Genomic DNA, 19149 nt, shown 5'->3' with positions numbered 1-19149 from the left:
GTAACAGGCGACCAGAGAGTCGCCTTTTCTTTATTTGAGGAGTGAGAAATGAAAGCCTGGCAGCGTCAGTTTATTGAGTTCGCCCTGAACAAAGGGGTATTGAAGTTTGGTGAGTTCACCCTGAAATCCGGGCGCAAAAGCCCTTATTTCTTCAATGCTGGTCTGTTTAATACCGGGCGTGATCTGGCGTTGTTAGGTCGTTTTTACGCGCAGGCCCTGGTGGATGGCGGTGTTGATTTTGACCTGCTGTTTGGTCCGGCTTACAAAGGCATTCCTATCGCCACCACCACTGCGGTAGCACTGGCCGATCATCATGACCGTGACGTGCCTTACTGCTTCAACCGTAAAGAAGCCAAAGATCACGGCGAAGGTGGCCTGTTGGTTGGCAGCCCGCTCCAGGGCAAAGTGATGCTGGTGGACGATGTGATCACCGCAGGTACGGCGATTCGCGAATCAATGGACATCATCAACGCCCATAACGCCACTCTGGCGGGCGTGCTGATATCTCTCGATCGTCAGGAGCGTGGTCGTAGTGACATCTCGGCGATTCAGGAAGTGGAGCGCGATTACCGCTGCAAAGTCACGGCAATCATTACTCTGGCGGAATTGATTGATTATCTGGAAGAGAAGCCGGAGATGGCAGACCATCTGGCGAAAGTGCGCGCGTATCGTAAAGAGTACGGGATTTAATCATCCGTTGCGGCGCGATTTATCGCGCCGCGACAGTTAAACCAGCTGTGCCGCCAACAATGGCCAGCGGGTATCGAAATCCGCGGTGGGACGATAGCGGAATTCAGAACGGACATAGCGCGACAGCAACCCTTCGCAGAATGCCAATAGCTGGCTGGCGAGCAGGGTTTCATCGGTCTGGAAGCCTTCACCATCACGCATCTTCTTCTCCTTCATCACCTGGCGTAGCTGCACTTCAATGCGCTCAAACAGCTGATTGATGCGTCCTTGCAGGCGGTCCTGCTCAAACATCAATGCGTGGCCGGTCAGAATACGCGTCAGTCCCGGATTACGCTCACCAAATCCCAGAAGCAATTGCACGATAAGACGCAGGCGCGCCACCGTCTCTTTTTCATCTTTCAGGATTAGATTGATGCGCGTAATCAGGCTGTCTTCGATAAACTCGATCAGGCTGTCAAACATGCGTGTTTTGCTGGGAAAGTGACGATAGAGTGCCGCTTCAGAAACACCTACACTGGCCGCCAGTTTCGCGGTGGTGATGCGTTGGCTACCATCGCTCGACTCCAGCATTTGCGCCAGTGCCTGCAAAATTTCTTCGCGACGGTTGCGCTTCGCGACCTTTTTTTCTGCCATGACCTTCAAGACCCCTGAAATTCACCATAAACAGGCAACACTCACGCGTCTGCCCTGTGTTCAATGCGCACAGAGCAGAAAAGAAGCAAGGGCAGAGGCGTAAGCGAAAAGCGCGTGTTACTGACGGCCAGAGTGACCGAAGCCGCCCGCGCCACGCACGCTGGCGTCAAAATCTTCCACCAGATTAAACTCGGCTTGCACCACAGGTACAAAGACCAGCTGTGCCAGACGGTCACCTGGGTTCAGCGTGAAGCTATCCTGCCCACGATTCCAGACAGAAACCATCAGCTGACCCTGATAATCGGAGTCGATCAAACCCACCAGGTTACCCAGCACGATGCCGTGCTTATGGCCAAGACCGGAGCGAGGCAGAATGACAGCCGCGAGGCTGGGATCGCCAATATGAATCGCCAGGCCAGTCGGTACCAGCACGGTGCTGCCTGGGGTGATTTCCAGTGCCTCATCCAGACAGGCGCGTAAATCCAGTCCGGCTGAACCCGAGGTTGCATAAGTCGGCAGCGGGAACTCAGTTCCTACGCGCGCATCAAGAATTTTAACGTCGATTTTTTTCATCATAACGGCTGACAATCTCGTCTAATAATTGTTGGCCAAGGAGCGTCTTATCACTGAGCGGTAAGACTTTTTCTCCTTCCTGCCAAAAAAGGTGAAGAGCATTGGTGTCGCTATTGAACCCCTGGCCCGCTTTTGCCACATCATTGGCGCAAATCAGGTCGAGATTTTTACGTACCCGTTTTTGCCGCGCGTATTCTTCCACATTCCGGGTTTCGGCGGCAAACCCGACGACATAGGGACGGCCCTCTTTGAGTGCCGCCACCCCCGCCACGATGTCGGGATTCTTCACCAGTTGCAGTGTGACATTATCATCGCCACCCTGTTTTTTGATTTTCTCTGCGGCAATATTTGCCGCCCGGTAGTCTGCCACGGCTGCGCTGGCAATGAAAATATGTTGTTGGCTGATTTGCGCCATCACTGCCGCTTCCATCTCCTGAGCACTCGTGACATCCACGCGCTGCACCCATGCGGGTGTGGGCAACGTGACCGGACCGGCAACCAACGTCACTTTCGCCCCGCGTCTGGCGGCGGCGGCGGCAATGGCAAACCCCATTTTACCTGAGCTGTGATTGGTGATGTAACGTACCGGGTCGAGAGCCTCACGGGTCGGACCGGCGGTGATCATAATGTTGAGATGTTGCAGATCGTTGACGGGTGAGGCCCATTCCAGCGCATAAGCTACAATCGCCAGCGGATCGAGCATCCGTCCCGGTCCGATATCGCCACAGGCCTGGCTGCCGCTGTCTGGTCCCCAAATCAACACACCACGCGCATGCAGGCGTTGCAGGTTCTCCTGCGTAATGGCAGCACGATACATTTGCTGATTCATGGCAGGCACGATGGCAATCGGGGCCGCGGTTGCCAGACAGGTTGTGGTCACCAGATCGTTCGCCATGCCAGCGGTGACGCGGGCAATCAGGTCAGCGGTAGCCGGTGCCAGCAAAATCAGGTCTGCCCATTTCGCCAGCTCAATGTGGCCCATTGCGGCTTCGGCTGCCGGGTCAAGCAGATCGTCAAGTACCGGATACCCCGATACGGCCTGGAGGCTGAGGGGCGTAATAAACGCTTTGGCCGCTTCGGTCATCATCACACGCACATCGGCACCGCGATCGCGCAATCGTCTTACCAGTTCCGGTGCTTTATAGGCTGCAATGCCGCCACTTACGCCCAGCAGAACTTTTTTTCCGGCTAATCCCGTCATTTTCAATCGCCTCGGTTCAACGCAGATTGCCGCGCCAGGCGCGGCAGATAACGCAACTTTACCACAAAAACCACTCGCTCCATTTTCACGGGTTGCGACCTTTGCGAGGCGGCTCTGAAAACCCCATAAACTGGCTGGATTTCACCACGTTGCTGGTTCAGGATGGCCACAACGCAGGGAAGAGGGTGTAATCATGGAACTGGCACCAAGAGAGAAACTGGCGTCGAAGGGCGCTGAAGCGCTGAATGATGAGGAGCTGCTGGCGATTTTTTTACGTACCGGTTCCTGTGGTGTCAGCGTGATGGTACTGGCGCGGCAGATGCTGAATGAATTTGGCTCGCTGTATGGCATCATGAGTGCCAGCAAAGAGCGGTTGGCAGATATCAAGGGCATTGGCATGGCCAAGATTACGCAGATTCAGGCGGTGGCTGAGACGGGTAGGCGTTTTTTTGCCAGCCAGCTGGCGCGCGAGGACGTAATGGAAAATCCTCAGATAACACGCCACTACCTGCAAAGCGTGTTGGCGCATCAGGAGCGGGAAATTTTTATGGCGCTGTTTCTCGACAATCAGCACCGCGTTTTACAGGCGCAAAAAATGTTTTCCGGCTCAATAAACAGCGTTGAAGTCCATCCGCGCGAAATTGTGCGTGAAGCGCTAAAACTCAATGCGGCGGCAGTGATTCTGGCACACAATCACCCCTCAGGCATTGCCGAACCCAGCCGCGCTGACCGGGAAATTACCCAAAGAATCAGCAAGGCGTGTACGCTGCTGAATATCCGACTGCTTGATCATCTGGTGATCGGTCATGGCGAGTTTACGTCCTTTGCCGAGCGTGGCTGGCTGTAATTCTGGTGACGAAACCGGCGGAAACGGTGTGTTTTTGCGCGATCCATAGGGATCTTTATTTGTTCGGGACTTGAGCACCAGCGCTGACCGGCGTATACTACGCCACCTTTGAGAATCTCGGGTTTGGCGTTTGGGCCAGCTTAGCGGGTTCACATGGAACTCGCCTGGGCGGGCTAAGGCCTGACGAGGCGGCCAAAACCTAGTTTTTAAAGCTCGAGCTGATTTGATTTTTGGAGAATAGACATGTCACGAGTCTGCCAGGTAACTGGAAAGCGTCCGGTGACCGGTAACAACCGTTCCCACGCATTGAACGCGACGAAACGCCGTTTCCTGCCGAACCTGCACTCACACCGTTTCTGGGTTGAGAGCGAGAAGCGCTTCGTTACTCTGCGTGTATCTGCTAAAGGTATGCGTGTTATTGATAAGAAGGGCATCGATACGGTTCTGGCCGAAATCCGCGCCCGTGGTGAGAAGTACTAAGGAACTGAATCATGGCTAAAGGTATTCGTGAGAAGATCAAGCTGGTTTCCTCTGCTGGTACAGGTCACTTCTATACCACCACGAAGAACAAACGTACTAAACCTGAGAAACTGGAACTGAAAAAGTTCGATCCGGTTGTACGTCAGCATGTGATCTACAAAGAAGCTAAAATTAAGTAATTTTAGTGTTCTGCGAAAAACCCGGCTTCGGCCGGGTTTTTTGTTTCTGCGGTTCGTTGAGGAGATGAGATGCCTGAATTACCCGAGGTAGAAACCAGCCGACGCGGCATAGAACCCCATTTAGTGGGCGAAACCATTCTGCACGCCGTCGTGCGCAATTCCCGCTTGCGCTGGCCAGTTTCCAGCGAAATCCACGCGCTAAGCGACCAGCCGGTTCTGAGTGTACAGCGTCGTGCGAAATATCTGCTGCTGGAGTTGCCGCATGGCTGGATTATCATTCATCTCGGCATGTCCGGTAGCCTGCGCATGCTTCCCGGCGAACTGCCACCGGCCAAGCATGACCATGTTGATTTGGTGATGAGTAACGGCAAAGTGTTGCGTTATACCGATCCGCGTCGCTTTGGTGCCTGGCTGTGGGCCCATGACCTGGCGGGCAGTAGCGTGCTGGCGCATCTCGGTCCGGAACCGCTCAGCGACGAATTTGATGGCGACTATCTGTTTGAAAAATCTCGCGGTAAACGCACGGTGATCAAACAATGGCTGATGGATAACAAAGTGGTCGTGGGCGTGGGAAACATTTACGCCAGCGAATCGCTGTTTACTGCCGGGATCATCCCTGATCGTCCGGCGATGAGCCTGAGCCAGACTGAAGCGACGCTCTTGGCCAATACCATCAAGGCAGTATTGTTACGCTCGATTGAGCAGGGCGGCACGACGCTGCGTGATTTTCTGCAAACCGACGGCAAGCCAGGCTATTTTGCCCAGGAATTACAGGTTTATGGTCGGGCCGGTGAGCCGTGTCGTGCCTGCGGCACGCCAATCGTCAGTGGCAAGCATGGGCAACGCAGCACCTTCTGGTGTCCACGCTGCCAGCATTAAGGCTGCGTTAACTTACTCAGCAGTGCCTGATGTACCACGGCAGGTAGAAATGCCTGCACGTCGCCCTGGTGACGTGCCACTTCTTTTACCAGCGAAGATGAAACAAACGAGAAACCTTCGGATGGCATCAGAAACACGCTTTCGAGGTCAGGCAGCAGATGGCGATTCATATGTGCCAGCTGTAGCTCATATTCGAAGTCAGAGACAGCACGCAGGCCACGCACCAACACATTCGCCTGTTGAGCCTTGGCGAAATTTGCCATCAAATCGCTGAAGCCGATCACCTCAACATTTCCCAGATTCGCTGTGACCTGACGTGCCAGATTAACACGTTCATCCAGGCTGAACAGCGGCTTTTTACTCGGACTGGCGGCAATTGCCAGCACGATGTGGTCGAACATCCGGGCTGCGCGTGTGACGATATCCAGATGACCGAGAGTAATGGGATCGAAGGTGCCGGGATAAATCGCTTTGGTGCTCATACGCGGCCTTGTGTTGAGGTGTGATGCAGCGCCCACAGCGCCGAATATTTATTGAAGGTGTACTGCGCGTTAACCACAGCCAGAATCCAGCCTTGTTTACCATCAAGGAAACCCGCACGCAGCAGCAAGGTTTTCAGAAATGCCCCAAGCGTGTGACTGAAGATGGAGAAAATTCCGCAGCGTTTGCCGCGCTGAAAGCGCTCCTGAGCCCAGGCTTCAGCGTAGTTCAACTGTTTGCGCTGGAACACCACCAAATCGCGGCAGGTCAGATGTTGTAAATCCCCCTCCAGCCTGACGACCGGGGCACCTTGCGTTTCCAGCGACTCATGCACCAGATTATCGTTGTAGTTCAGGTGGCGCGGATACAGGCGCATCACGCGATCGGGATACCAACCGCTGTGCCGCATAAAGCGGCCAAGAAACAGGTTGCTGCGGTTCAGGCTGTAGACGGTAGCGGCAGGAGGCTGCGCCAACACCTGCTCGATGGCGTGGCGTAGCGGCGGGGTAACGCGCTCATCGGCATCGATCATCAAAATCATATCGCCACTGGCCCTGGCTTGTGCGCGCTGACGTTGTTTGCCAAATCCTGCCCAGGCTTCCGCCTGGTAAACCTGAGCGCCATGCTGACGAGCAACCTCAGCGGTTGCATCATGGCTACCGGAATCCAGCACCACGATCTCATCCGCCCAACTGACGGAAGCCAATGCCTCCGGCAGCAGTTCCGCTTCATTTTTGGCGATCATCACCACGGAGAGACGTTGGCGTTGCGACATTAGTGTGCTCGCGGTGGCAAATGGGGTTCGAGTAAATGTAGCAGACGCTGTAATGCACCCTGATTTTGATGCAGTACGTCAACGGCGTGGCGACCATAGTAGCGACGATAGTCATCATCCTGTAGTAGATTGGCGACTTCTTTCTCCAGTGACACCACATCGGTCACGGTAATCAGCCCTTCCGCCTGTTGCAGCCTGGCGCAGATATCTTTGAAGTTCCAGATATGCGGGCCCATCAGTACCGGAATCGCATGGGCGGCGGGTTCGAGCGGGTTATGACCGCCACGTTCCACCAGGCTGCCGCCGACAAAGGCCAGATCGGCAATCCCGTACAACAACATCAGTTCACCCATGGTATCGCCAATCACCACCTGGGTAGCACTGGAAGGGATCTCGCCGCTGCTGCGTAGCGTAAAACTGAAACCACGCTTCTGCGTCAGTTCACAGGCATCTTTAAAACGTTCCGGATGGCGCGGTACCAGAATCAGCAGCAGGTCGGGAAATTGCGCCAACAGACGGCGATGCGCATCCAGCACAATCGCTTCTTCACCATCGTGGGTGCTGGTGGCAATCCACACCGGGCGACGCGGTGCCCACTGGCGACGTAGCGTGACAGCTTTAGCTGCCAGCTCCGGCGTAACTGAGATATCAAACTTCAGGCTACCGGTGACCGCCAGATGTGAACGTTTTAGCCCGAGGCTGAGAAAACGGTCGCCATCTTCCTGATTCTGCGCCGCAATCAAAGTGATGCGTTGTAGAAGGTCGCGCATAAAACCGCCCAGCTTTTTGTAGCCTTTCGCGGAGCGTTCCGAGAGACGCGCATTGGCAATCACTAACGGGATCTGACGCTGATGCAGAATACGGATAATGTTGGGCCACAGCTCGGTTTCCATGATGATCACCAGTCTGGGATTGACCGTATCAAGGAAACGATTGATGGCACCCGGCAGATCGTAAGGCAGATAAACGTGATGCACATCTTTGCCAAACGCCGATTGTGCTCGTTCTGAACCGGTGGGTGTCATGGTGGTCACGGTAATCGGCAGTGTCGGGTAGCGATGGCGTAGCGCGCGCACCAGCGGCACCGCAGCGAGGGTTTCTCCCACCGAAACTGAATGCAGCACAATGCCGTTCGGCTCAACTTTTCCACTGCAATAGCCATAGCGCTCCGCCCAGCGTTTGCGATACGCCGGGGCTTTTCGACCGCGCAGCCACAGGCGCAGCCAGATAAGAGGCTGGATCAGGTAGAGCAGGGCTGTGTATAGAATCGTCATAGTTATCGTTACGACAGGTTCGCGTCAAAAAGCATAAGAAATCAAGATGACGGCATGTTATCAGAAACCTGACGCCTGCTCATACCCCTTCGTCAAACAGGCTTAAGCACTTGCTGGTAAAGCGAGGTCAGCGCTTGTGCCAGTCGTTGTGGACCATAAGGTTCAATTCTGCGGCGTGCGGCCTCACCCAGTGCGGAGTTCTGCGAAAGTGATGGAATTGCCAGCACGGCTTCATTCAACGCTTTGATATCCAAAGCATCACATACGAAGCCTTCCTGACCAGCCTGAATGAATTCAGCGCCGCCGCAACCGGTACTGGTGATCACCGCCAACCCGCAGGCCATGGCTTCCAGCACCACGTTCGGAAAAGGATCATAGAGTGTCGGCAGCAGCAAGGCATCGGCAGCATGATAGAAAGGCTGCACGTCCTGCTGCACACCAACAAATCTCAGGCGATCCAGACAATTCAGTTGGTTAGCCAGCTGCTGATAACGCGACATCTGCTTGTCCTGGCCGACGACAACCAGGAAGCGATCGCTGCGTGCAACGGCTTCAATTGCCGCTTTTAAGCCTTTGCGTTCAAAACCGGAGCCGACATAAATCATCACCGTCGCGTTCTGCGGCAGCCGGAGCTGCTGGCGTGATATGTCGCGCTGTGCTGCGGTAGCCGGTTGAAAACGTTGGCTATCAATAGCGTTGTGAATGACATGGATCTTGCTGGCATCTAACGAGAAACAACGCAAAATATCCTGCTTTACCATCTCTGAATTACAGATTACCGCTTTCAGCGACGGTGCATTGAACATTTCGCGTTCGGCCTGTAATACGTAGCGATGATAAGGGCTAAGCGAGGCGCTCAGGCGCTGCCATGATGAGACAATACGCGCGCGTTGCTCCAGCCAGACACGATGCACGCCATCGCCTGCGCGAAAGATATCGCAACCCGCAATACGCTCGTGGCTCTGCACGATATCAAACTTTTCCCGTTCCCAGCAGGCGCGGGCGGCCACGGCAAAGCCACGCTCACGCGAGACACGGCCAAATTTGGTCGGATTGCAAATGTGCAAATGCCAGGCCGGGTTTGGCGTGCCTTGCCAGCTGCGAGTAATGATATTGAGGTCCAGTTGCTCACTGTCCAGTGCTTCCAGCGCGCGCGAAATAAAGCGCTCGGCCCCGCCGTCCGGACGATACTTCTGCCGGACAATTGCCAGGCGTAGCTTAGTCATGCAAAAAACTCCTTGCCGCGGCGACCACATCGGCAACCGGGATGATCGCTAAGTAGCGCTGGTGCGTTTTGGTGTCGATGGAGTCAGGGTCGGGCAGGGGGCCGTAATCACCGGCCCAGATTATGCGATTGTTATCGCCCCAGGGACGCCAGAACTGTAGCTTAGTGGGGCCAAACAGCGCCAGGCAGGGCGTATCAAGCGCGGCAGCCATATGCATCGGCGCGGAATCGACACCAATAAACAATCGGGCTTTGGCGATCAGTGCCGCCAGTTGTGGCAAAGAGAATTGACCGGCGAGTGATACGACATTGTCGCTCTGACACAGGGACCGGATACGTTCAATCATCGCCAACTCTTTTTTATCCGGGGCGGAGGTCAGCACCACGGTATGACCGTCTGCGGCCAGAGCGTCGATTAACTGCGCGACTTTTTCATCATCCCAGCATTTGAATTCCCAGCGTGAAGTGGGTTGCACTACCACATAAGGTGCATTGACCTGTTGCCGGGCTAATATTTCCTGCACTTTTTGCTGGTCGGCGGCGCTGAAATGCATAGACGCTTTGGCCCCTGCCGCAGTGATGCCGAGAGGGGACAGTGCCGACATATTTTGTTCAACGGTGTGGAGATTACCGTGATCATCGGTACTCACCAGCAGGTTATGGCACCAGCGCCAGATGGCGCTATCGCGCTTGTGAAAGGCGAAACCAATACGAACCGGGGAACCAGAAAGTTTGGTGAGAATGGCGCTACGCCACTGATCCGCCAGATTAATCACCAGATCGTAATGGCACGCGCGTACAGCAGAAATCAACGCAACTTCATGGCGGAATTTCTGCCAGCCGCCTTCCTTTTTCCAGTTGCGATCGATGATGTGCAGTTGCCGAATGGCCGGATGAGCTTCCAGCATTGGGCGCGTTTCTTTATACAACAGGACGTCAATATTGGCTTGTGGGTAACGTTGGCGAAGTGCATTGATCACCGGCGTGGTCAGCAGCATATCGCCATGATGGCGCAGCTTTATCAGCAGAATATTTTGGGGTGAAAAGTGGTCTGGAATCGGGCTTGCCATACTAAATGATCTCAAAATTCAGTGAGCTGATTGTAGGGCAAACCCACCAGGGGTGAAAGCCAGGCGCGGCGCTTATTTCTTACGCCAGCGATAAAGACGACTTAGCCACAACAGCAACTGATACCATTGCCGGATGCCACGCGCATTACGCAGCATACGCCTATGCGTTTGGGTCGCGAAGAGGTCATGAATGATCGCCTGGCGCGCACCCGCATCGGGTTCACGGCGAATACTATGGCAGACGCTCAACGCTTCGTGCGTAATCTGATAATGAAACGCCGGGTAGATTGTCACTTTATGCTGGTAGCGGGCATTGATCTCCTCCAGCATTTGGGCAATTTTCAGGTAATGGCGTTGATAGGCCACATTCTTTTCACCCGTGCGCTTGCGATTGCTGACAGAACTATCGTGCATGTAATAACGATAAAGCACGCGATCGGTGTAGCGGACACGTCGAGCGTTGAGCATGAATTCCGTCGTCCAGGGAATATCCTGATGATGTAACCCAGGTGCAAAATACAACTGTAGTTGTTCAATTAACTCGCGACGATAAATACCCAGCCAAACAACATGCATATAGCGATGGGTCTTCAGCGCCCGATTTAACCATTCCGGACCACTCAGTACTCCGGTGGACCTTAATCGGTCATGGGGTATCAACGGCTTGATAAGTTGGCTGGCTTGAAAAAACCATTCGGCATTGCACTGGGCGGCATCGAGGTTATCACTTTCAGCCATTTCGACTAAGGTCTGATACATCGTCGGATTCACGGTGTCATCGGCGTCTGGAAAAGTCACATATTTGCCGCGTGCTACGGCCAGACCCGCGTTTCGCGCGCGTGATACACCACCATTCGGTTGATGGATTACCCTCACCTGAGCGTGCTGCTGTGCATAAACATCAGCACGCTCACCGGAGCCATCGGTAGAACCATCATTGACAATGATGATCTCCAGATTGGTCAGCGTCTGCGTCAGCAGTGATTGCATAAAAGAGTCCAGCATCACCCCGGCGTTGTACATTGGGGTGATGATGGAGAGGAGAGGGAAGGGCATACTTTCTTTCATCGCTCGTGTTTAATCATGGTGCCTGGAATGCTCGGTTTTTACCTGTCGCGTCATCATAAAATATCCCCACACCAGAAGAATGAAGTAGGGAGATTCTCGGTTATAAAATTGCGAGTCGCCCATACTAAAATAGATAACCGGGATAGCTAATAATAAAGCTTCGTAGCGCGGAGATTTACCAAATAACGGCACCAGCAATAAACCAAGAAAAAAGCCCAGCATGATCATCCCGCCAACGATGCCTTGCAATGAAAAGCTTTCAACGAGATCGTTGTGGGTATGGTATTGAATATTGAGATAGGCGATTTCATTTTTCGGCTGATGTTTATCCAGCCATTCTTTCGTTTCCAGACTGCGCGTGTCGGCACTTTGCCCCCACGGATGCTGCGTGAAGGCCCATAATCCTGCCTGCCACATGCCAAATCGTCCACCAATTGAGGTGCTCGGATCCCCTGCGGAATATTGCTGAACCTCGGTTTTAACCGTCTCTACGCGGTCAAATAGTTGGTCTGAGTATTTGCTGAGGCTAAAAATACCGGTAAGCAGGATGGCTGAAAAAATGCCCAGCCAAATCAATCGTGAACGCCCGGGGGTGGTCACAATGTGATGCAACATACTGGCAATGCAGAACAGGCTGAACAATAAAATAGCGGAACGCGTTTGGGTAACGCCGAGTAAAATAAAGGAGACAACCAGGGTGATAAAATATGGCGCGGCGTAATGTCGGGGAAAAACACGGCGGAGAGACCACAAGGTCACCAGCGAAAGCACTGTGAACATGTAAGCCCCAGAGGTTGCCGCATCTGAATTAATTTTAGGGCGTTCTCCGGTATGGATAACTTGTTCTATCCCAATACAGGCTACAACGAAAATCGTGAGACACAAAATCAACGTCCCAACCTGGACCAGACGGGCAGGCAATCGCCATTCAGGAGACAGGCGATAGACGCAGTAAATGACAAACGCCCCCAGAATCATTCTTTTTCCACTGATTTTATAGTGTTCAGCAATCAGTGGTAACTGGTGGTTAATCGTTGTGATTGCCCAAACCCACTTACTCAGGCCTAAAAGTAGGACCAGGGTAGGTATCCAGTAAAAATAGAGTTTTTTCTCGCGCCACACCAGCCAGGCGAAGCTAAAAAACGAGATGTAGGTAAGCATGTAATAGGCGTTGCGGGAAATCTCTCCGGAGACAAAGAAAAATGCCATCGAGATTATTGTGAGAGAATAAAATATTATCCCTCTTCCCTGTTCAGTTTTCATGAGTTTAGAAATTTCAGCAATGCGCATCATCATTCTTATTTAAAAAATTTATGTTTAATATAATTAAGCATCCAGAAGAGACTGGCAGCGTACTCTTTTTTATGGAATTTTATCCGGGCAAAACGTTTCATCTCTTTATGATGACGAGGTTTATCAAGATGCAGTGATGACCAGGGAGATAAACGATAATAATCTAAATAAAGATGTGAAAGATTACCGCCGCTCCATGCATGCCAGGGTTTGCATTTTCCAGTGTAGTGGATCATGACAGTATCATTAGGGGTGCTAAAATTATGCCAGACCTTGTTCGCAATGATGTCATAAATAAAATTGTATTTATCCGGCAATATCAGGGTGTCATTTTCCAGAAGAATATTTAATGCGTCCTGATCGGGGAATCCAAAATTTGCACCCTGAGCAACTAATAAATCTATTATTTTCTGGGTGGTGTCATTCGCCAGCCAACGCGGGATATTGATCAACATAAAACCAGAGTTAAAATAATTGCCTTGTTTAAGGCCCAGCTTCGGACATTGATTCTGGCGTGCACGTACGGTGTCATTACTGGCACACAGGATGACATGGCTGATATCCAGCGTGAATAGCGGAGAATAATCTCCCACCACTAATGTATCGGCATCAAGGTAGAAAACACGATCGCTATAGCGAGCGACAGTTTCCGGGATCAGGAACCGATAATAAATACTCTTTGGATAGCGTCCGACTGCGGGCAGCTTTTCCAGCCAACTGTCATTGAAAAGATGGAGTGTTATGGCGAGCGGCTGGTTACCGGCCAATTGCTTCAGGCGATCAATATCATCATCAGCTAATGTATCGGTAAATATATGAATATGAAAAGCCGTAGTGGGATGGTGCTTTAGCAATGAAAAGAGGGTAATACCCATTCCTCTGGCATAGTTATGATTAATGCCAAATGCAACATGTATAACCGATTCGTCGTTGTGAGGCAGCGTGTTAAGCAGTGTTTCGCTTTGCTGGACGGCCTCAGTATGAAGGTGTGTTGCCATTATGCTGTACTACCCCTGACTATTTTCAATAAATTTGCTAATTTTCATAAGCTTATCTTCATTCAGACCAAACAGAACTTCGGCGGGCTGTTCAAATTTAAATCGAGTGGCGAAGACAAAGGTTGAGGCTTCAATGTTGTCGGGTCCAATAAACAAGACGCGATATACCGGACGCTGCTCTCTGATTTCACAGGGGCCATAGAACATAATTACCGGAACTTGCTGAGCATCGGCAATATAGGCATTTCCCGAATCAGATGCGATGTAAAAGTCCATCTGTGAGATAGCCCAGGGCACATCTTCTAAATTCAGCTGACCAATCAGGCTGATAATGTTTTTTTTGTCAGCAGTCAGCGTTAATAATTCATCCAGCCAGGGTTGTTCCGCCGGGGGTCCAAAAACATAAAACGTACAAGGTAGGGAGGACAATGACTCAATGATCTGAGCCCAGATGGCAGCAGGGATAGTCTTGGCTTTATTTCCGGCAGAGATACTGATGCCAATCTTTATACCTTGTACGGGAGTACTAAGCGGCAGGGGAATCGTGGTCGGAACATACAAAGGCGAGGTGGCATGTTTGGGAAAATCGGTATAGCGATAATCCCGATTAATGAGTTTCAGGTAGCTATCCAGCGTCAAACTCTGCCTGGTATGCTCAACGATGCCCGTCGCGCTACGATAAAACACTTTATGGTAGGACTTACGAACATAGGTCAGTAAAAATTGCTTATTTGGCGCATTGCATAATGACGCGAAGAACAGATTAACACTATTCGGCTGTGTCAGATAAACATTGTCGTAGCGATTCATCAGGGTAAACGCCAGACAAAGTTTGCTCCATAAGCTGCGCTTTGCGTCTTCAATCAGATAGTAATGGGCGATGGTGTCATCATGGCGTACCAAAGGCTCTACAGCACGGCTGATTAAAACGTCAGATCGGCCTAATGCACGCAACATCGGTGTTATATTAATAAAATCGCCGATCTTCGCTGTCTGGATGACTAAACTTTTTCCGGTGGGTTTTTTAAAAAGTTTCATCATGTACTGCAATGGCAGCAGCATCAGATAGATCAGAACATAATTCATTTTACGTCTTCCGCTATTACAGTCTGAAGATGTGCCATTACTTCATCGGCTACCAAATCACCCAATGCTCTGGTTGGAGAAACAAGCGCCATCTGATTCTTCCCATATCCACCAATCAGCCCCGGATCCGTTGGGCCATACAGGGTGATGTTCGGGCGATCCAATGCTGCCGTAAGATGGCTCAACCCGGTATCAACGGAAACCACAGCGCATGCTCCTGCCAACTGGCGAGCCACCTGCTCCAGTGTCAGACGTGGCAGCACCTCAACATGGTCAAAACCTTCCGCCAGACGCAACGCGCGCTGATGCTCATGTTCGGCACCCCAGGGTAATTTCACGCGCAGACCGGTTGGTTGCACCAATTTAATGAGCTCGCGCCAGTGTGCTTCCGGCCAATGTTTATTGTCACGCGTCGTCGCGTGTAAAAACACCAGATACTGATGCGCATCTTGCGGCAGTGAACTCAGGAAATGTCCGGCGATCGCATAGTCACCCTGCGTGGTTGGTTTTTCATAACCGAGGCTTTTCGCGAACAGTTCACGAGTACGTTCTACCGCGTGCTGCTGTTTATTGATTTCATGGCGTTTGTCATACCACCAACTGGCGAAGGGTTCGCGAGCGCTGCGGCTGTCCTGTCCGTGCTTCACGCCTTTTGCCAGGCGAGTGACCAACGCTGCGCTTTTGATCAACCCTTGCGCATCAATCACCACATCGTACTGACGTGACTGCAACTCACGTTTAAATAACACGCGTTCTTCACGTTGCTGGCTGCCGAACCAATGCTTGCGCCAGCGGCGAATGGCGACCGGCATGACTTTATCCACGGCAGGATGCCATGCTGGAATTTGGGCAAAGTTTTCTTCCACCGCCCAATCAAAACGAATGCCGGGAATGGCCTGCATCGCATCAGTCAATGCAGGCAGGGTGTGCAGTACGTCGCCCATTGAGGACGTTTTCACAATCAGGACGTGCATGTTTACTCCTGCGCCGCAGTTAGCAAAGCGCTTAATTCCTGGTGCACGCGCATCGGTTGAATATCGATCAGACTCTGGTGATAACCTTCTGCGGCATCCCCTTTCCGAACTTTGTGATAGCCGGTGATCAGGCGAATGACTCGCGCCTGATGTGACAATGGCGGCGTGAAGTCAGGGCTGCTTGGCCCGTACAATGCGACCAGCGGGCGATTGAGCGCAGCGGCAATATGCATCAATCCGGAATCATTGCTCACCACCGCAGCACAGTGCGCCAGCAGAATGACCGCCTGCTCCAATTGGGTATCACCCGCAAGGTTTTTACAGTGATGGCGCGCGGCTTCCGGCAGGGTCTGCACAATGGTATCGCCGGTTTCGCGATCTTTAGCCGAACCGAACAGCACCACCTGATAGCCTTCGCTGATGAGTTGTTCCGCCAACGCAGCATAATGATAATGTGGCCAGCGTTTTGCCGGACCAAACTCAGCGCCGGGGCAAAAGCCAATGACAGGACGATCGGCAGAAAGTCCAAACTGGGCGGCCGTCATGCGTTTCTCATCGTCTTCAACTCTGAGCTGCGGCCACAACAATGGCTGCGGTAGCTGCTGCGCAGATGGCACAGGTTTGTCGTAGCCCAACGCCACATAACGCTGAACCATTAACGGAAACGCTGCTTTATCCAGCACCCGCACATCATTCAATACGCCGTAACGCAGCTCACCACGCCAGCCAGTACGGCGTTTGATTCCGGCAAAAAACGGTACCAGCGCCGACTTGAAGGAGTTCGGCAGCACATAAGCGCGATCGTAGCCACTCGCCTGTAAGGTTTTGCCCAGCCGACGACGTTCGCCCAGCGCCAGGGCACCATGACCGAGTGGCATCGCCAGCGCCTGATTGACTTCCGGCATACGTGACAGCAGCGGTCGGCACCAGGCGGGTGCCATAACATCAATAACAGCCTCAGGATGCTCAGCCTTGAGCGTGCGATAGAGACTTTGCGACATCATCATATCGCCGACCCAGGAGGGGCCAATAACCAGAATTTTCATCGCTGCTGCCGGATCCCTTATGCGTTACGGTTCAGCCACACCATATATTCCGCAACCCCCTGGGCCACGGTTTTGAACGGCTTGTCATAACCCGCCGCACGGAGCCTGGTCAGATCTGCCTGGGTGTAGGCCTGATAGCGGCCTTTCAGCTTGTCCGGGAACGGGATGTATTCGATCTCGCCCTGCTGATGGAATTTCAGCACCGCGTCCGCCACTTCCTGGAAGGACTCCGCACGGCCGGTACCGCAGTTGTAAATGCCAGAGATACCATTTTCCCAGCACCACAGGTTCACCGCAGCCACGTCATCAACATGGATGAAATCGCGACGGAAAGTATCGCTGCCTTCAAACAGCTTTGGATTTTCGCCGTTGCTGATTTGCGTGTTGAGGTGGAATGCTACGCTGGCCATGCTGCCTTTATGGCCTTCACGCGGGCCGTACACATTGAAGTAACGGAAGCCGCACACCGGCGAATCCGCTTCCGGCAGAATCTGGCGCACGTAGTGGTCAAACAACATTTTCGAGTAGCCATAAACGTTGAGCGGCTGCTCGTATTGACGCTCTTCGATAAAGTTGTCGTTACGACCGCCGTAGGTGGCGGCAGAAGAGGCGTACAGGAAGGGGATTTCACGTTCCAGGCAGAAGTGCAGCAGATCTTTGGAATACTGATAGTTGTTGTCCATCATGTATTTGCCGTCCCACTCGGTGGTGGCTGAGCAGGCACCTTCGTGGAACACCGCTTCAATCGGCCCCAGATCTTCACCGGACATGATGTAGGTGAGGAATTCCTCTTTATCCATGTAATCAGAGATGTCCAGATCCGCCAGGTTCACGAATTTGGTGCCATCTTTCAGATTATCCACCACCAGAATGTCAGTATGACCGCGATCGTTCAACGCCTTGACGATGTTGCTGCCAATCATGCCAGCGCCACCCGTTACGATAATCATGTGCTTTGCCTTTAAACAGTTGGGGTGAAACAGGAGGTTTCACGCACTAATACCTAACATCATAACATTTCAGCCCGCAGCAGGCAGCCAGATGACTCCGGAAGGCCGTCATATTTCACGTTCGCAGCGTGAACTATGCTGCAAAATGGAGATTTCATCGGCTGAAATGTCGTTGATACGCTTTTCTATCAGTAATATGTGCCAAAATTTTGCTATATGAGGAGCAGAATCATGTCCAGTCGATTTTATTCGCAAATCCGTCAACAACTTGAGACAACGCGTCAGGATGGATTGTTCAAACAGGAACGCACGATTACCTCGCCACAACAGGCAGAAATCAATGTTGGCAACGGTCAGCCGGTCATCAATTTTTGCGCCAATAATTATCTGGGGCTCGCGAATCATCCGGCGTTAATTCAGGCCGCCAAAGAGGGAATGGATACACACGGTTTCGGCATGGCTTCAGTGCGCTTTATCTGTGGAACTCAGGACATCCATCAGCAATTGGAACTTAAGCTGGCTGAGTTCCTCGGCATGGAAGACGCTATTCTCTTTTCCTCCTGCTTTGACGCGAATGGCGGCCTGTTTGAAACCTTGTTGGATGCGGAAGATGCCATTATTTCGGATGCGCTTAATCATGCCTCGATCATTGATGGTGTTCGCCTGTGCAAAGCGCAGCGCTACCGCTATGCCAACAACGATATGAACGAACTGCGAGCCCGGCTGGAGGATGCACGCGACAACGGTGCGCGTCATATCCTGATTGCCACCGATGGGGTGTTCTCCATGGACGGCGTGATTGCCAACTTGCAGGGTATTTGCGATCTGGCGGATGAGTTTGATGCGCTGGTAATGGTGGATGATTCACATGCGGTTGGCTTTGTCGGGGCCAGTGGTCGCGGCACTCATGAATATTGTCAGGTAATGGATCGCATCGATATTTTGACCGGGACGCTGGGTAAAGCGCTTGGTGGGGCGTCCGGGGGGTATGTTGCCGCGAAAAAAGAGGTCGTTGAATGGCTGCGTCAGCGCTCACGCCCTTATCTGTTCTCCAACTCACTGGCCCCGGCCATTGTCGCTGCGTCGTTGCGAGTTCTGGAAATCCTCAGTGAAGGTGATGGATTGCGCCAGCGTCTGTGGGAAAACGCGCGCTATTTCCGCGAGAAAATGACCGCCGCCGGGTTTACCCTGGCCGGTGCCGACCACGCCATCATTCCGGTGATGCTTGGGGAGGCAAAAGTCGCGCAGGAGTTTGCCCGTTTGCTGCAACAAGAAGGGATCTACGTGACGGGTTTCTTCTATCCGGTGGTGCCAAGAGGCCAGGCGCGTATCCGTACCCAAATTTCAGCAGGTCATACCCAGGCGCAACTGGAACATGCGGTAGCGGCCTTCACCCGTATTGGTCAGCAGTTGGGCGTTATCGTCTGA

General features: G+C 52.6%; 21 protein-coding genes. 6 read left to right on the top strand and 15 right to left on the bottom strand.

The annotated features are described in order from the left end of the window. The first annotated feature begins 48 nt into the window (after positions 1-48). A complete protein-coding gene (gene pyrE, locus AC6I8N_RS19905) occupies positions 49-690 on the top strand; it encodes an orotate phosphoribosyltransferase (RefSeq protein WP_021186098.1) in 642 nt (213 codons plus the stop codon). A 36-nt stretch (positions 691-726) separates the two neighbouring features. Here the strand turns inward: pyrE and slmA are convergent, their stop codons facing one another. The 3 genes from slmA to coaBC form a co-directional block, all read right to left on the bottom strand. Further along, positions 727-1323, bottom strand: a complete 597-nt coding sequence (gene slmA / locus AC6I8N_RS19900; RefSeq protein ID WP_021186099.1) for a nucleoid occlusion factor SlmA — start codon at positions 1321-1323, stop codon at positions 727-729. 117 nt (positions 1324-1440) lie between these two features. Beyond that, a complete protein-coding gene (gene dut / locus AC6I8N_RS19895) occupies positions 1441-1899 on the bottom strand; it encodes a dUTP diphosphatase (RefSeq protein WP_013511034.1) in 459 nt (152 codons plus the stop codon). Then, the gene (gene coaBC / locus AC6I8N_RS19890) at positions 1877-3097 is read right to left on the bottom strand and encodes a bifunctional phosphopantothenoylcysteine decarboxylase/phosphopantothenate--cysteine ligase CoaBC (RefSeq protein ID WP_497829750.1); all 1221 of its coding nucleotides are present in this window, start codon (positions 3095-3097) and stop codon (positions 1877-1879) included. Before coaBC ends, dut begins: the two co-directional genes overlap by 23 nt. Before the next feature lie 193 nt (positions 3098-3290). Between coaBC and radC the strand changes: the two genes are divergently transcribed. From radC to mutM, 4 genes are all read left to right on the top strand, one after another. Beyond that, positions 3291-3944: a RadC family protein gene (radC, locus tag AC6I8N_RS19885; protein WP_497829749.1), complete on the top strand. Its 654-nt coding sequence runs from the start codon at positions 3291-3293 to the stop codon at positions 3942-3944. A 243-nt stretch (positions 3945-4187) separates the two neighbouring features. After that, positions 4188-4424, top strand: coding sequence for a 50S ribosomal protein L28 (rpmB, locus tag AC6I8N_RS19880; protein ID WP_013511031.1), 237 nt, complete (start codon positions 4188-4190; stop codon positions 4422-4424). A gap of 11 nt (positions 4425-4435) precedes the next feature. Next, positions 4436-4603, top strand: coding sequence for a 50S ribosomal protein L33 (gene rpmG, locus AC6I8N_RS19875; protein ID WP_001051798.1), 168 nt, complete (start codon positions 4436-4438; stop codon positions 4601-4603). A gap of 69 nt (positions 4604-4672) precedes the next feature. After that, the gene (gene mutM / locus AC6I8N_RS19870) at positions 4673-5482 is read left to right on the top strand and encodes a bifunctional DNA-formamidopyrimidine glycosylase/DNA-(apurinic or apyrimidinic site) lyase (RefSeq protein ID WP_415175002.1); all 810 of its coding nucleotides are present in this window, start codon (positions 4673-4675) and stop codon (positions 5480-5482) included. Here mutM and coaD read toward each other — a convergent pair. The 12 genes from coaD to rfaD all read right to left on the bottom strand — a co-directional run bounded on the left by coaD (position 5479) and on the right by rfaD (position 17721). Further along, entirely contained in the window at positions 5479-5964 is a 486-nt protein-coding gene (gene coaD / locus AC6I8N_RS19865) for a pantetheine-phosphate adenylyltransferase (RefSeq protein WP_497829748.1), read from the bottom strand. The genes mutM and coaD overlap by 4 nt on opposite strands. Then, positions 5961-6737, bottom strand: a complete 777-nt coding sequence (locus tag AC6I8N_RS19860) for a glycosyltransferase family 2 protein (RefSeq protein WP_021186105.1) — start codon at positions 6735-6737, stop codon at positions 5961-5963. Before AC6I8N_RS19860 ends, coaD begins: the two co-directional genes overlap by 4 nt. Next, positions 6737-8011 (bottom strand): lipid IV(A) 3-deoxy-D-manno-octulosonic acid transferase, encoded by a 1275-nt coding sequence (gene waaA, locus AC6I8N_RS19855; protein ID WP_021186106.1) that lies wholly within the window; start codon positions 8009-8011, stop codon positions 6737-6739. The genes AC6I8N_RS19860 and waaA overlap by 1 nt, the downstream gene beginning before the upstream one ends. Before the next feature lie 92 nt (positions 8012-8103). Beyond that, positions 8104-9237, bottom strand: coding sequence for a glycosyltransferase family 4 protein (locus tag AC6I8N_RS19850; RefSeq protein ID WP_021186107.1), 1134 nt, complete (start codon positions 9235-9237; stop codon positions 8104-8106). Next, positions 9230-10306 carry a putative lipopolysaccharide heptosyltransferase III gene (rfaQ, locus tag AC6I8N_RS19845; RefSeq protein ID WP_415175000.1) on the bottom strand — a complete coding sequence of 359 codons (1077 nt, stop codon included), beginning with the start codon at positions 10304-10306 and terminating at the stop codon, positions 9230-9232. The genes AC6I8N_RS19850 and rfaQ overlap by 8 nt, the downstream gene beginning before the upstream one ends. Before the next feature lie 72 nt (positions 10307-10378). After that, complete coding sequence (locus tag AC6I8N_RS19840) at positions 10379-11362, bottom strand: glycosyltransferase (RefSeq protein ID WP_497829747.1); 984 nt, start codon at positions 11360-11362, stop codon at positions 10379-10381. Between the two features lie 21 nt (positions 11363-11383). Then, positions 11384-12637 (bottom strand): O-antigen ligase family protein, encoded by a 1254-nt coding sequence (locus tag AC6I8N_RS19835; RefSeq protein WP_415174998.1) that lies wholly within the window; start codon positions 12635-12637, stop codon positions 11384-11386. A 35-nt stretch (positions 12638-12672) separates the two neighbouring features. Next, positions 12673-13665, bottom strand: a complete 993-nt coding sequence (locus AC6I8N_RS19830; RefSeq protein ID WP_036627767.1) for a glycosyltransferase family 8 protein — start codon at positions 13663-13665, stop codon at positions 12673-12675. 9 nt (positions 13666-13674) lie between these two features. Then, complete coding sequence (locus AC6I8N_RS19825; RefSeq protein WP_497829746.1) at positions 13675-14751, bottom strand: glycosyltransferase family 9 protein; 1077 nt, start codon at positions 14749-14751, stop codon at positions 13675-13677. Beyond that, positions 14748-15725, bottom strand: coding sequence for a lipopolysaccharide heptosyltransferase RfaC (rfaC, locus tag AC6I8N_RS19820; protein WP_497829745.1), 978 nt, complete (start codon positions 15723-15725; stop codon positions 14748-14750). The genes AC6I8N_RS19825 and rfaC overlap by 4 nt, the downstream gene beginning before the upstream one ends. Before the next feature lie 2 nt (positions 15726-15727). Beyond that, complete coding sequence (rfaF, locus tag AC6I8N_RS19815) at positions 15728-16771, bottom strand: ADP-heptose--LPS heptosyltransferase RfaF (protein ID WP_208724418.1); 1044 nt, start codon at positions 16769-16771, stop codon at positions 15728-15730. Positions 16772-16788: 17 nt separating this feature from the next. Further along, positions 16789-17721: an ADP-glyceromanno-heptose 6-epimerase gene (gene rfaD, locus AC6I8N_RS19810; protein WP_021186115.1), complete on the bottom strand. Its 933-nt coding sequence runs from the start codon at positions 17719-17721 to the stop codon at positions 16789-16791. 231 nt (positions 17722-17952) lie between these two features. On the opposite strand from rfaD, the gene AC6I8N_RS19805 reads away from it, so the two are divergent. Further along, on the top strand, positions 17953-19149 hold the full coding sequence (locus AC6I8N_RS19805; RefSeq protein ID WP_497829744.1) for a glycine C-acetyltransferase: 1197 nt from the start codon (positions 17953-17955) through the stop codon (positions 19147-19149).

The organism is Pantoea sp. X-Soil-TKNS-1279 (assembly GCF_059730565.1).
Note: the sequence above shows the minus strand (reverse complement) of the source record. Positions and strands in the feature narration are given on the sequence as shown.